At 66.1% G+C, this 13,423-nt stretch carries 14 protein-coding genes; 12 read left to right on the top strand and 2 right to left on the bottom strand.

Features of this window, described 5'->3' with window-relative positions; translation table 11 throughout:
- The first annotated feature begins 40 nt into the window (after window positions 1-40).
- The 8 genes from ACH9L7_RS09240 (at window position 41) to ACH9L7_RS09205 (ending at window position 8,690) form a co-directional block, all read left to right on the top strand.
- Window positions 41-529, top strand: a complete 489-nt coding sequence (locus ACH9L7_RS09240) for a hypothetical protein (RefSeq protein ID WP_396610433.1) — start codon at window positions 41-43, stop codon at window positions 527-529.
- The gene (locus ACH9L7_RS09235) at window positions 507-914 is read left to right on the top strand and encodes a hypothetical protein (protein ID WP_396610432.1); all 408 of its coding nucleotides are present in this window, start codon (window positions 507-509) and stop codon (window positions 912-914) included. Before ACH9L7_RS09240 ends, ACH9L7_RS09235 begins: the two co-directional genes overlap by 23 nt.
- Entirely contained in the window at window positions 911-1,789 is an 879-nt protein-coding gene (locus ACH9L7_RS09230) for a hypothetical protein (protein ID WP_396610431.1), read from the top strand. Before ACH9L7_RS09235 ends, ACH9L7_RS09230 begins: the two co-directional genes overlap by 4 nt.
- On the top strand, window positions 1,777-4,836 hold the full coding sequence (locus tag ACH9L7_RS09225; protein WP_396610430.1) for a hypothetical protein: 3,060 nt from the start codon (window positions 1,777-1,779) through the stop codon (window positions 4,834-4,836). Before ACH9L7_RS09230 ends, ACH9L7_RS09225 begins: the two co-directional genes overlap by 13 nt.
- 84 nt (window positions 4,837-4,920) lie before the next feature.
- Window positions 4,921-5,340 (top strand): DUF5791 family protein, encoded by a 420-nt coding sequence (locus ACH9L7_RS09220; RefSeq protein ID WP_396610429.1) that lies wholly within the window; start codon window positions 4,921-4,923, stop codon window positions 5,338-5,340.
- Window positions 5,337-6,233 carry an SDR family oxidoreductase gene (locus ACH9L7_RS09215; protein ID WP_396610428.1) on the top strand — a complete coding sequence of 299 codons (897 nt, stop codon included), beginning with the start codon at window positions 5,337-5,339 and terminating at the stop codon, window positions 6,231-6,233. Before ACH9L7_RS09220 ends, ACH9L7_RS09215 begins: the two co-directional genes overlap by 4 nt.
- A gap of 97 nt (window positions 6,234-6,330) precedes the next feature.
- On the top strand, window positions 6,331-7,515 hold the full coding sequence (locus ACH9L7_RS09210; protein WP_396610427.1) for a bifunctional oligoribonuclease/PAP phosphatase NrnA: 1,185 nt from the start codon (window positions 6,331-6,333) through the stop codon (window positions 7,513-7,515).
- An 83-nt stretch (window positions 7,516-7,598) separates the two neighbouring features.
- Window positions 7,599-8,690, top strand: coding sequence for an aldo/keto reductase (locus ACH9L7_RS09205; RefSeq protein WP_396610426.1), 1,092 nt, complete (start codon window positions 7,599-7,601; stop codon window positions 8,688-8,690).
- Window positions 8,691-8,714: 24 nt separating this feature from the next.
- Here ACH9L7_RS09205 and ACH9L7_RS09200 read toward each other — a convergent pair whose 3' ends face one another.
- The gene (locus ACH9L7_RS09200; protein ID WP_396610425.1) at window positions 8,715-8,885 is read right to left on the bottom strand and encodes an HVO_0758 family zinc finger protein; all 171 of its coding nucleotides are present in this window, start codon (window positions 8,883-8,885) and stop codon (window positions 8,715-8,717) included.
- 135 nt (window positions 8,886-9,020) lie between these two features.
- Between ACH9L7_RS09200 and ACH9L7_RS09195 the strand changes: the two genes are divergently transcribed.
- The 3 genes from ACH9L7_RS09195 (at window position 9,021) to ACH9L7_RS09185 (ending at window position 11,452) form a co-directional block, all read left to right on the top strand.
- Window positions 9,021-10,184 (top strand): MFS transporter, encoded by a 1,164-nt coding sequence (locus ACH9L7_RS09195; protein WP_396613252.1) that lies wholly within the window; start codon window positions 9,021-9,023, stop codon window positions 10,182-10,184.
- Window positions 10,185-10,337: 153 nt separating this feature from the next.
- Window positions 10,338-10,826: a hypothetical protein gene (locus tag ACH9L7_RS09190; RefSeq protein ID WP_396610424.1), complete on the top strand. Its 489-nt coding sequence runs from the start codon at window positions 10,338-10,340 to the stop codon at window positions 10,824-10,826.
- Window positions 10,827-10,855: 29 nt separating this feature from the next.
- Window positions 10,856-11,452, top strand: coding sequence for an NUDIX hydrolase (locus tag ACH9L7_RS09185; RefSeq protein WP_396610423.1), 597 nt, complete (start codon window positions 10,856-10,858; stop codon window positions 11,450-11,452).
- Between the two features lie 221 nt (window positions 11,453-11,673).
- On the opposite strand, the gene ACH9L7_RS09180 is transcribed toward ACH9L7_RS09185, so the two are convergent.
- Window positions 11,674-12,204, bottom strand: coding sequence for a DoxX family protein (locus tag ACH9L7_RS09180; protein WP_396610422.1), 531 nt, complete (start codon window positions 12,202-12,204; stop codon window positions 11,674-11,676).
- Window positions 12,205-12,593: 389 nt separating this feature from the next.
- On the opposite strand from ACH9L7_RS09180, the gene ACH9L7_RS09175 reads away from it, so the two are divergent.
- Window positions 12,594-13,376 carry a luciferase gene (locus ACH9L7_RS09175; RefSeq protein ID WP_396610421.1) on the top strand — a complete coding sequence of 261 codons (783 nt, stop codon included), beginning with the start codon at window positions 12,594-12,596 and terminating at the stop codon, window positions 13,374-13,376.
- The last annotated feature ends 47 nt before the right edge of the window (window positions 13,377-13,423 follow it).

The raw sequence follows: 13,423 nt of genomic DNA, 5'->3' as shown, positions 1-13,423 counted from the left end.
GTGCTGAGGTTTAAGTACCTGAACGGGACCACCCCGGTCTATGCTCGACGTTCCGTTCGAATCGCTGTACACGCTGGTCGCCCTCTCGGTGGCCGCTTCGCTCCTCGTCGGCGTCGTCGCCGGGTTGCCGACGACACCGGCACCGGACACACCGGCGGTCGCTGAGACCATCGACACCGTCGCCGTCGCTGACTACGACGCGATGGCGGAAATCCCGCTCACTGCGGATGCGGTTCTCCTCGGCCCGCACCGAATCGGCCTGCGAAACGACGGCGGTGCCGCGCACGCGACGTTCGCCTTCGGGCCGGTCACGCCCGCACGACCCGACTCACGGCTCGGTGCCGTTGCCACGGGGGCAGACCCGAGCGCCGTCTTCGACTCGCCCGCCGCGTTCCGCGAGGCCACCGAAGCGGCCCAAAGTCCGTCCACATCCGGCGGTGCTGCCCGTTCGTGGCAACCTGCACCCGAATCGCTCGTCGTCCGTCACGTCACCTGGGAGGGAGTCGATGTCACTATCGTCGCAGCATAGAGGTCAGTTGTCGCCGATGTCCGCGCTCGTCGCACTCGTCGTTGTGTGCGTTGCCGTCTCGGGATACGCGACGGTTCTCGACCGCTCGCTTCCGACCCCCGAGCGTAATCTGGCGCCAGCGACGCTCGACGCCGTCGAGTCGGCGCTGTCCGACGATGCCGGTATCGTCGAAGTATCTCGGCTCCCGGCGGCTCTCGATGCCTGTCCGGACGGCTACTCGTGCCGTCTCGTCGTCGCCGTCGATGACGAGCGCCACGTTGGCGGGACGGACGCATCTCCCACCGACGTACCACACAGCGCCGATAGCGCGACGACCCAAGTGAGCGTTCGCACCCACCCCGGCCGCGTCGGCTTCGGGACGCTCCGCGTGGAGGTGTGGGCGTGACCGACCTCGTCCTCGACGTAACGCTCTGTCTCCTCCTCGTGAGCGCGAGCGTCGGTGTCGTCGTCACGGCTGACGAGGGTCGTCTCGCGGGCGCAGACACCTCGCTGGACGCAGACGGAATCGCCACGTCGCTTTCGACCAGTACGGCGACGGTTCACTACGACCTCGAACCCGGCGTCAACGCCGCTGACCCGTCACTGCTCGACGACGGCGGTGTCGATGCGCGCGAACTCGACCGCACCGCACACGGAAGTCTCGCCGGACTCCTCTCTCGCGCCACGCTCGGCGCTGTCTCGGTAGACGGCGTTCGACTCACTCACGCCCGCGACGACATGCGACGGACCGTCGCCGACCGCGTCGCTTCGGAACTGCCTGCCCGCGGCGTCAACGTCGCAATTCGGTGGACGCCGTACCCCGGCGCGCCGATTCAGGCGACAGATTCGCTCGGCCCGCGCCCGCCGGAGACTGCGACAGTCCACGCGGCGTCGCTCCGCGTACCCAGTGGGTTCCCGTCCGCACGCGAAGACGCACTCGCGGCCAGCGACGACGGTTTCGACGCCGTGGCGCGAGTCGTCGCAAATCGCACGGTTGCAGGACTCTTCCCGCCCGAACTCGCCCGACTGGCACTCCACGGGGACGAGCCGGTTTCGACGCTGATGGCGCACCGGTACGAGCGAGCGGGCGTGCTTCTGAACGCCTCCGTCGAACCGGAAGTTGCGAATGCAGAGACGCGTGCCGCGAACGCCGACCTCGAAGCGGCGCTCGCACCCAGACTCGAAGCCGACATGCGGGCGGAATACGACACTCCACGCGACGCCGCGCAGGCCGTCTCGGTCGGGCACGTCGATATCGTCGTCAGGACGTGGTCACTGTGAGACTTGCCGACGACGACCGGGGCCGCGTTCCCTTCGCGCTCCTCGGCGTTCTCCTGCTCGTCGCCAGCGCGACCTTTTCGGGTGCGCTCTCGACGCAGGACCCCGTCGCAGACCGTCGCGTCGACGAGGCAGTCGATACGGCGACCGCGGAGGCGAATACGGCACTCCGTGCCGCGGTTCGAGACGCTGCGCGCGAAGCGGCCGCGAACCCGGTGACGACGCGGTCGAACACGACCGTCGGCCGGGTGCTTTCGGCCAATCAGACGTTCCGCGACTACCTCAGACTTCGAATCGCGCTCGCCGCCGCCGACCGCCTCCAGACGACGGAAGTCGAACGCGCGGGCGTTCGAGCGACCGCATCGCTCCCGCCGACGCCGAACGAATCAGCCCTTCGGGCGGCTCTCGACCGGGTTGCAATCGAGAGTCAGGAGAACGGAACGCTCCTCGTCGTCACCGTCGAGAACGTCTCGGTGGATGCGTGGCGCGCTGACAGCCACGTGGTCTCTGAGACCATAACGACGGCCGTCGGCGTCCGAACGCCGGTCCTCGCACTTCACAACCGAACTGAAGCCTTCGAACGCCGCCTCGACGCGGGGGCGACGAACGGCGGCACCATGGACGCGACGGTCACGACCGCGCTCTGGGCCTCCGCGTGGACTCGCGGGTGGAGCCAGTATGCGGGTGCGCCAATCGACAACGTCGTCACGAACGACCACGCCGCGCTGGCGGCGAACGCGGGCGTCCTGCTCGCCGAACAGCAGGCCTTCGGTGCGACTGACCGAGATGCACGCGGCGCACTGGGCCGGGCAGCCGTACAAACTGGTGCACGCGGACTCCTCGGGCAAACAGGTGTCCCCGCCGCGCCCGAACTGGCCAACGCGCTTCCGGCACCGAACCCGACCGACAAGCCCGCGAACGCGACGCCGACCCACCCGACGAACCGAACGCTCAATTCGTCGGTCGGCCCGGCCGCAGACCACGCGCTCGTCGCGTTCCTCGATGGCGAGGGGAGCGGCGACCACACGGAATCGTTCGACAGCGTCGTCACCGACGCCTACCGCGCGGACGCCGCAGTCGTCGCCGAGCGGACTGTCGAACACGAGGGCGACCCGATGCCACGACCGGGCGACGGGTGGGAACTCGTCGAGACGACGACGGACGCGAACACGACCGTCACGTCGATTCCGACTCGAACGCCGGATACGAACGTCGAGACTGTCGTCGTCGACTCCGGTTCGCGGCTCGTCACGACGACCGAGACGACGACGCGGACGTGGCGTCGCGGCAACGAGACGGTCTCAGCGCAGGCGCGTTCGACCACGCGGACTCGCGTTCACCTCGCCGTCGTCGTCGACCCGCAGGGCGTTCCCGGACCAGACCGTTCCATCAATCCGGCACTCTCCCCCGGTGGCGCGCGTAACGGCTCGAACTACGAGTCTGTGGCACGCGCCGCGGCCGACATGCTGGCGACGAACGGCGGGTTCGACGGTCTCGCCCGCGACGTTGCTGCTGGCGAGGGTCCGAACCCCGAGTCGGTTCGGGTGTCCCACCCGTCGGAACTCGACGCGTGGCTTCGCGAAGACCTGCTCGACCTCCACCAGCGCGTCCGCAATCGCAGCGTGACCGTGTCGGCACAGTCGCTCGCGGCGGGCGAGGCCAACCCTGCTGCTGAACTCGCGGCCGCCATTCGAGACGATAGAGCGGCGCTCCTCGACGCGCCAGCGACCTACGACGGGGTGGCAGACCGCGCTCGCGTCGCGGTTCGCGCTGCGTACCTCGACCACGTCCTCGCCGAACTTGACCGCCGTGCGAATCGGACTGCCGAAGCGACCGGCGCGGCGGACGACGCTGCACAAGACGCGAACGTCGGGTCCCTTTCCGCGGCCGTCGCCGCCAAGCGAGCGGCGCACGACACGCTCGGGACGGCAAACGCAACCCACTCGGCCGATGGCGTTCGCTTCGTCCCCGACGCCGACCCGATGTACCTCTCGATGAGTGGTCTCTCCGGGTCTGCACTTCCAGCGGTCGAATCTGACGGGACGTACCACCCGCTCGTCGCGCGGAACACGAACCTGTTTACCCTTCCCTACGGTGACGCGACCGACACCGTTCTCGAACCCGTGTTCGGGGCGCGGCGTCGAGTCCCACTTCGAGTGGCGGCACAGGCGCTTCTCGCCGCCGACGAGACGCTCGCCGCTTCGAACACGACGAACGAGAGCCTCGAAACCCGCCGTAACCGTCTCGAAGTCGCCGTCACCCGAGCGATGACGCCAGCCACGACGGCAGCCGACACGACGCTCGCCGAGCACACCGAACTGTCGCCGACTGAGCGTCGGCGTGTGCTCCACGCGGCATTCACCCGATGGGACAACCCGGCCCACCGCGCGCTCGCACTCACGAACGGCTCCGCCGCACGGGCGATTGCCACCGAGGCCGCGGGCACGGGGACGACCGAGGCCGACCTCCTCGAACTCCGATTGGACGCAGCGATTCAGACCGCCCGACAGCAACCGGGGGCGACGGTTCCGCAGCGACTCACGAACCGGACGGTCGACACGACACGGTCTGTCCGCGAGGATGCGGTCGCCACGATGGCTACCGACACGGCGATGCGCGCGACGGAGGATGCGGTCACCACGCGGGTGAACAAGACACTTTCCAAGCGACTTGGCCGTAACTTCCGCCGCGTTCCCGCTGGGTTCCCGGTCGCCCCAGTGCCGGGATACTGGTACGCCACGGTCAACGTCTGGGACGTCGAACTCGCGGGCGAATTCGCGCAGTTCCGCGTTCACGCCCGCGGCGATACCGAGTCGCTGACGTACGCCCGCGACGGGTCGGCAGTGGCGCTCGACTGGGACGACGACGGAGTCGCCGAGGAAATTGGGCACGGCGAGCGCGTCAATTTCACCGTCGAAACTGCAATCGTCGTTGCCGTCCCGCCCTCGGGTGTCGGTGTCGGCGACGTGGATGGCGACGCCGACGAGCGGTCCGAAGGCTGGGCTGGCGGGGCGGGCTGTACCGTCCCAAGCGACTGTCGCCGGCCGTGACCGTCCGGTGAACCGTCTCGCCGAGCGACGTGTCGATTGGCAAGTAACAACCGTTTTCCCGTCTCATCCCGCACACCCGTCCATATGCTGTACGATGCCGTGGAGCGACCGGGTACCGTCTCACCCGCCGAGCTTCGAGCCGCATACGAGGACGAACTTCGCTCGGCAATCGACGCTGCCGGGGCCGACGCGGCGGCGGACGCCGCTGGCGTCTCCGAGCAGGTCCTCTCGAACGGGGTGTTGGAGTTGACGCTCGAACAGGCCGCTTCTATTCTCGCACTGACCGACGGCAATCCCGACGCGGACGCCATCGTCTGGGAGTTCCGTGACCACCTTCTCATGGGAATGACGACCGGAATTCTCGACGTGGACAGCCTCGCGTCCGAAGTCGCCCTCGACCTCACCGGACAGGAGGTTCAACAGGCAATCGAAGGCCGCACGTCCGTCTCACTGAACGAACTCGCGGCCATCCACCACGCTATCGAAGTTCGAAACGAGAAATGAGAGTCGCCATCCTCGGGTGTGGCTACGTCGGCCTCGAACTCGCACGCGGCCTCGTCGCCGACGACCACGAGGTCTGGGGAGTCAGACGCTCTGACGACGGTCTCGACGCTGTTTCCGACACCGGCGCGGAGGCGGTCCGCGCCGACGTGACCGACCCCGAGTCACTGTCTGCGGTCCCCGACGTGGACCACGTCGTCTTCGCCGCCAGTTCCGGCGGCCGCGGGGCCGACGCGGCGCGAACTGTCTACGTCGATGGCCTTCGGGCGGCAATCGACCACTTCGCCGCCCGAGACGACGCCCCCGACAGACTCGTCTACACGTCGAGTACGGGTGTCTACGGCGACCACGGCGGCGATTTCGTCGACGAGGAGACGCCGCTGGACCCGACGACAGACAAGACGCGCGTCCTCGCCGAGGCCGAGCGCGTCGCCCGCGAGTACGCCGCGGAGAAAGGTATCGACGGAACTGTCGCCCGATTCGCCGGACTGTACGGTCCCGACCGATATCGTCTGGACCGCTATCTGACCGGCCCGGTCACGGAGGGCTATCTCAACATGGTCCACCGCGACGATGCGGCGGGTGCGGTCAAATTCTTCATAGCTGAGGACTGTGCACGCGACGATGTCGTCCTCGTCGTCGACGACGAACCGGTTTCGAAACACGACTTCGCCGATTGGCTGGCCGACGAGTGCAGCGTTCCACGCCCCGAAAAGCGCACGAAAGAAGAACGACTCGCCGCGGGCGACCTCTCGGAGGCGGCCCGACGGCGTATCCTGACGAGCAAGCGCTGCTCGAACGACCGACTCCGGGAACTCGGATACGAGTTCACCTATCCGACGTATCGGCAAGGGTACCGCGCCGCGATTGACGCGTATCGCGCCGAGAACGCCTGAGAACTCCGTAAAATAGACTTTTCGCACAAACATTCTGTTGTTCGAGAGCGACTAATTAGGGGGAATATTGATGCCACAGGGGTTGGACGTGTTCAGTATGGTTGGTTCGGTGGGACAGTTTGGCTCGGCACAAGTTACCGAGTCGCTTGGGTCGTTCGTCAGCACCCATCCCGAGATAGTCGCTGCTGTCATCGTCGCCGTCGGTGCGTTCGTTCTCGCGGCCTATGCGGCGCTTCGGTTCAAACGACCGATGGGTGCGCGCTTCGCGGAGGCTCTCTCGGATGTCGACGAAGTCGCCGTCCTCATGCACCCGAACCCGGACCCCGACGCGATGGCCGCCGCCATCGGCGTCGCGTGCCTCGCAGAACAGGTCGGCACAACACCGACCATCCAGTTCGCCGGGCAGATTCGACATCAGGAAAACCGCGCGTTCCGGACCGTTCTCGACCTTGATTTGGACTCTATCGACCACGTGAGCGACCTCGCCGCCGAGGCGGTCATCCTCGTCGACCACAACACACCGCGCGGATTCGCCGGCGCAGAAGGCATCCTTCCGTATGCCGTCGTCGACCACCACCCCGGCGACGGAACGGGTGAGGCGTTCACCGACGTCCGAACCGACTACGGTGCCTGTTCGAGCATCATCGCGGAGTACTTCCGCGACGTGGGCGCGAAACCCGTCCCGCCGGACATGCACGCGAGCGAGGTCAACTCGTCGTACACCGTCCCCTCAGAGGTCGCAACGGGCCTCATCTACGGAATTCTCACCGACACAAAACAGCTCACCACCGGGTGTTCCGCGGCCGACTTCGACGCCGCGGGCTATCTGTTCCCCGGCGTCAACCAAGACCACCTCGACCGTATCGCCAACCCCGAAGTATCCCGCGAAGTACTCGAAGCGAAGGCCCGCGCAATCGCTGGCCGCGACGTACGCGGTCCCTTCGCAGTCGCCGACATCGGAACCATCTCGAACGTCGACGCCATCCCGCAGGCGGCCGACGAACTCATCCAACTCGAAGGCGTCACCGCCGCAGTCATCTGTGGCGAGCGCGACAACAACGTCTACTTATCCGGCCGTTCCCGCGATGACCGCGTTCACATGGGCCGAACGCTGGAGGCCGCCCTCGAAGACTATCGGGGTGCGAGCGCTGGCGGCCACGCTCGCATGGGCGGCGGACAGATTCTCCGCCCGGACGCGGTCACGGACGGTGGCAACGGCAACCATATCCCCCGAGACGAACTCGTCGAACGGGTGTTCGAAGCGCTCTCGGGCGATATCTAACTACGACGCCCACGGCGGCTGGCTGTTCTTCCCTGCCGACAGCGACCGGTGGCCCTTAATCGTCCGCCACCTAATCACCGGCCATGGCTACAGGACGGGGCACGTGGGAGTACCGCGACCGGTTCGGCGACAGTTTCGGCCGCACCTTCTTCCGGCGGTTCGGCCCGGGTGTCGTCTCCAGTATCGGCATCGGGACGTATCTCGGCGACCCGACCGACGAGGTGGACGACCAGTACCGCGAGTCGCTCGTCCTCGCACTGGAGAGCGGCGTGAACCTCATCGACACCGCGTCGAACTATCGCTACGGCCGTTCTGAGCGCGTCGTCGGCGACGCGGTCCGCGAGGCCGATATCGACCGTGACGCCATCGTGGTGGCCTCGAAGGCCGGGTTCGTCCCGTTCGACCGCACACGACCCGAGAACCCGGCACAGCACGTCAGAGAGACCGTGCTCGACGCCGGACTCGCGACTGTCGACGAACTCGCACACGGCAGCCACACCATCGCGCCCGCCTTCGTTGAGGAGATGGTCGACCGCTCGCTCGACCTGATGGGACTCGACCACATCGACCTCTACTACCTCCACAACCCCGAGACGCAACTGGCAACCGCCGACCGCGAGACGGTGTACGACCGCATCGAAGCAGCCTTCGAAGTTCTCGAACGTCGCGTCGCCGCGGACGATATCGGACGCTACGGCGTCGCCACGTGGGAGGCCTTCCGCGTCCCCGAGGACCACGACTCGTATCTCTCGCTCCCGGAAATCGTCGAACGGGCCGAGCGAGCAGCCGAAACGGTCGGAAACGACGACTCAGGCCTCGCCGCGATACAACTCCCGTTCAACGTCGTGATGGCGGACGCCTTCACCGTCGACGCGCACGAAACCGACGACGGAGAACAGACGAGCGCGCTGTGGTACGCCCACGAACACGACCTCGACGTGTTCACGAGCGCGAGTCTCGCCCAGGGGAACCTCACGAGAGAGATTCCTGAAGGGGTAAACGAACTTCTAACCGGTGACACGCTCGCCCAACGGGCGCTCAACTTCTCGCGGAGCGCACCGGGCGTGACAGCAGCGTTAGTCGGCGCGTCGTCGCCCGAACACGTCGCCGAGAACGTCGCTGCCGGAACGTTCGACCCGCTCGGCGCGCGGTCGTTCGACGCGGTCTTCGAATAAGGGAGACGAAACGTAGACGGACCGTTACCGGAGTTCTTTCCACTCGCTACCGCAGTCCGGGCAGATTCGAAGCGAGAACACTTCGCCGGGGTCGTTTTTCTTCTTCAACGACTCGCCGCACTCGGAACAGGTGAGTCGCCCGTAGGTATCTTTCTGCAACTCCCCGTCACGAAGGCCCTTCCGCGTTGTCTTCATAAAGTCTGATTTGTCCAACGAACATAAAAAGCCGCCGCCGACCCGGCAACCGAATCCCCGTTCGAAAGGGTTGTCACCAAGCGGTGCCCGTCTTTGGGCGTGTCACGTGGCCGTCTCTTTGGTACGCTGTGTGGGATGGTGCTGCTCGTCAATCTCGCCCGCGTCGTCTTCGCACCCCTGCTCGGCGAGTTCATCACCTTCTTCGAGGTGAATCGCGCGACGGTCGGGTTCGTCGCAACGCTCGTCTGGCTCGGCAGCGCCAGTCTCCGCGTTCCGACGGGATGGCTCCTCACTCGCTTCCCCCGGCATCGCGTCGTCCTCGGAACCGGCCTCGTCCTCGTTCTCGCCTCCGCCCTCACTGCCAGCGCGGACTCCATCGAGATGCTGATGGTCGGTGCCGCGTCGATGGGACTCGCCTCCGGCGCGTACTTCGTCGCCGCCAACCCACTCGTGAGCGAACTCTATCCGGAGCGTGTGGGTCGCGCGATGGGCATCCACGGCACCGCGAGCCAACTCGCCGCCGTCGGCGTCGCGCCCTTCGTCACGCTCGTTCTCGCGGTCGGTGCCGACCTCGACCTTCCGTTCGTCATCGCGTCGTGGCAACTCGTGTTCGTCTGCGTCGGCCTCGCGGCCGCCGTCGTCACCGTCGCACTCTACCTGACGGCCCGCTCGACAGACCTCCCTGACGCCGGTGCCGACGACCGCGACCTGCTCGGCGCGGTCCGCAAGGAGTGGCGCGTCATCCTCACGGGCGTCGTCATCCTCGGCGCGACCGGATTCGTCTGGCAGGGCGTGTTCAACTTCTACGAACTGTACATGACTTCGAAGGGGCTTCGGCAGGCGACGGCGCGGAACATGCTCACCGTCGTCTTCGGCGCGGGCGTCCCGGCGTTCTTCTTTTCGGGCCGCCTCGCGGACAAACTCCCGCGTGTTCCGTACATCCTCGGCGTCCTCGTCGCGTTCGTCGTGTCGGTGCTCGTCCTCACGCAGACGCAGGGCCTCGCCGCGCTGCTCGTCGTGACGGCTATCCTCGGGTACGTCATTCACAGCCTCTTTCCGGCGCTCGACGCCTACCTGCTCGATACGCTCCCGGACGAGAGTCGCGGCAGCGCGTACTCGGTGTACTCCTTCGGCATGATGATTTTCCAGGCGACCGGCGCGGGTGCGGTCGGCTATCTCACCGACATCGAGTACACCTTCGACGAGGTGTTCGTCGCGTTCGCGCTCGGCTTGGGCGTCGTCGTCACCGGTCTGCTCGTCCTGCAGCGCGCCGGGCGGATTCCGAACGGCGACGTCTGACCCTCGCACCGGGTGAGTTGCGAACCGACTCTGACGCCCACCGCACTTTTACTCGCCGCGGACGACCACCGGTCTAATGGCGACCCACGGGCACCACACAGGCGGCGACCGAACACCACACAGGCGACGACCGAACACGATTCGAGGAGACAGATGAGCGAGGAGACCTACGACGAGTTGGCGGGCGTCGTCGACCTCTTCGGCGCGCTCACCCGCGACGAACTCGAAACCGCGCTGGACGAACTGGCGTTCAAACAGGGGCGCGAGACCGACACCGACGCGCTTTCCGGTGCGATTTCGGACGCCGTGGACGCGTACTATCTCGTCTCCTACGAGGTGTCGGACGAGGACGCGGAACTATTGACAGTCGGCCCGGTGGCGTTTCCGACGCTCCCGCCGCGGGCCGAAGACCTGCCGCACATTCTCGACTACCCGACTCGCACGGTCCCCCGTGACGAACTGGTCGAACAGGTAGAAGAGCGACTCCGAGCCGCGGCGGCGAAGGCGGTTGCCGAGGGTGACGCCGAGGAGACGGCCCGGTTGCTCGATGTCACCTACGACTTGGAGGCGTGGGCCGACGCCGACGTGGCCTCGATTCGGGAGCGTCTGGACGCGGCACTTGCGGAGGAGGGGCAGGCCTAAGTCGTGTCGTCGCTTTTTCTGTCGTGACGATGGACCTCGCGAGAGTCACCCAGCACGAACCGGTGACTGTCGAGGCAGGGCGGCGAGCAGCTGTCATCGCCCCGGTGTTGATGCGCGACGACCGGCCGCACGTGTTGTTCACGAAGCGGGCAGACCACCTCGGCGAACATCCCGGCCAGATGAGCTTTCCCGGCGGTGGGAGAGAACCCAGCGACGTGGACCTTCGAGCGACTGCGCTCCGCGAGGCCAACGAAGAAATCGGACTGCAGACGGACGAACCCTCGTTTTACGGCCGACTCGACGACATCCTCACGGTGACAGATTACGCCGTTACGCCCTTTGTCGCCACGGTCCCAGACCGCGAGTACGAACCCGACCAACGCGAGGTCGCCGAAATTGCGGTCCTCTCGGTCGACGACCTGACCGACCGCGACAACTACGAGTCGGAACTCCGCGACCATCCCAAGTACGGCGAGATACGTCTCCACTTCTTCCACGTCGACGGCTACACCGTCTGGGGGGCAACCGGCCGGATGCTCGTCCAACTCCTCGAACTCACGACCGACTGGGAAGTTCCCCCGGAGGTCGACCGCGTGGTCGACCCCGACGCCGACTTCCGAGTGTAACGCTGCGACTCGGGTCATTCTCACAGTGTCGCGACTCGGGTCGTTCTCACAGTGTCGCGACTCGGGTCGTTCTCACAGTGCCGCGACTCAGTTCATTCTCACAGCGTCTCAGACTCCCGTCTCGCCAGTCGCGGCGGAAGTCGGTCGAAAAAACAGCACCGTCGTCTCGGCTTCGCCCGCGCATTCCCGACTGGGTAGTCGGGAGAGTACCGGAACTCGGCTCAGCCGAGGAGGTACTTCAGGACGGGGCGCTGCCGGACGAACTCCATCTTTTCGATGATGGCGTCGAGGCCGTAGACCCGTCCCGCGGCGAGGGTGCCGACGATGACGAACAGCAGGAGGCCGAACAGGTCGCCGTTGACGTAGCCGTGGGCCCAGTCGGCGTTCCCGAGGTAGAAGAACACCATCAGGACGCCGCCGAAGAAGGCGGCTAACCGGACGAGTGCTCCCACGAGGATTCCGAGGCCGATGAGCGCCTCACCGGCGGGAATCATGAAGTTCGTGAACTCCAGCATCCACGGGGTATTGGCGGCCCACACGAGGAAGCCGTGAATCGGCGCGCCCTCGGTGGCGTGAATCATCCAGCCCGACGCGTCGAACGCCTCCGGCCCGACGAGTTTCGTCCATCCTGCGTGGAGGAACCAGTACCCCGTCAGGATGCGGACGAGGACGAGGACGTAGCCAGTAGCGCCCTCCGAGTAGTCGAAGTTCATGCGGTTCCCCATCATCTCGATTTGTGCGGGTTCAGCCATCGTGTTTCACCTTACAGTTGAACCGTCGGCCGAGAGAACCATATAAAGAGAGCGTGGTTTCCGAATCTTTGGAACTGGGAATCAGCGAAATCGAATCTCGAAAGTAGTCCTCCGTGCTCGACCACTGTTTACTTCCTGCCGAACATGTTCGTTGACGAATTCCGGTGTTTCAGGCCCCGTAAATACGCCCTGTTGCTGTGCTGAACTGTCACACGCCCCGGCGAGTGAATTCCATCGATACCAAGCAGAGGTATATAAATGGCGGCCGGAAGCGCCAGCGATGCCGTCACCGATAGGGTTTTGCCCTCATCTGCGCTATCCGGTAGCACATGGTCGCACAGACGATGGATCGCGTTCCGCGACGGTACTGAAATTTTTGTGGTGATAGCATGCTGACCGCCGAGCGTGCGGTCTCGAAAGCAGGACTCGATGCAGTCGCACTCAAACCCAAAGAGTGCGACGTGCGCCGGGCGCTCGACATCCCGCTCGATGTCGTCGCCATCGATTACGAGGGGCGACACCACGTCCCGGCGTCGTCGGTCCTCGAAGAACTCGCAGCGGACAAAGAGGTCCGCCTGACGACGCCCGTTCGGGCGGATGGGTTCGACCCGCTCGGAGACGACTCGCTGTACGAGTGGCTCCCGGACGACGTTCGCCAGGTGCTCGTCGCCGGGCACAGCGCGTACCTGACCGACGAAGAGGCGCGACGACCGGTGGCACCCCGTCTTCGGGCGGCACGAGAGCGTGCACCCGATGCGTGGGTCGGCACCGAAGGAATCGAGCGTATCGCGCTCGCTGCGGGCGGCACGCAGTACGAACTCCTCTCGCGGTCGACGCGCCGGGACGTACGCGCCCTTCGCTCGGCCGGGTTCGACGGCGAAGTCGCCGTCTACGCGCCGACCGTCCTCACCGACGACGAAGACGAGATTCTGGATGCCGTCGGTGCCTACGTCTCTCGGCGGCGACCCGTTTCTCGGGCGCTGCCCGACGACGCCGCAACTGATTCGGCGGCACAGGGTCGCGCCCGCGAGGTGCTTCTGAAAGCGGCGACCGACTTCGCCCTCATCGGGTCGGTGGCCGACGTTCGCGGCCGAATCGACGAACTGCGCGAATCCGGCGTCGACCTCTTGGTCGGCTACCCCGCCCGCGGGGTCGACAAGTTCGTCGAGTAGTCGTTCGCGTCGCTCGTCACGCTCCTCTTCGGGTTTCCAATCGCTCG

Origin of the sequence: Haloferax sp. S1W, assembly GCF_044593955.1 — an archaeon.
Taxonomy (GTDB): domain Archaea; phylum Halobacteriota; class Halobacteria; order Halobacteriales; family Haloferacaceae; genus Haloferax.
Note: the sequence above shows the minus strand (reverse complement) of the source record. Positions and strands in the feature narration are given on the sequence as shown.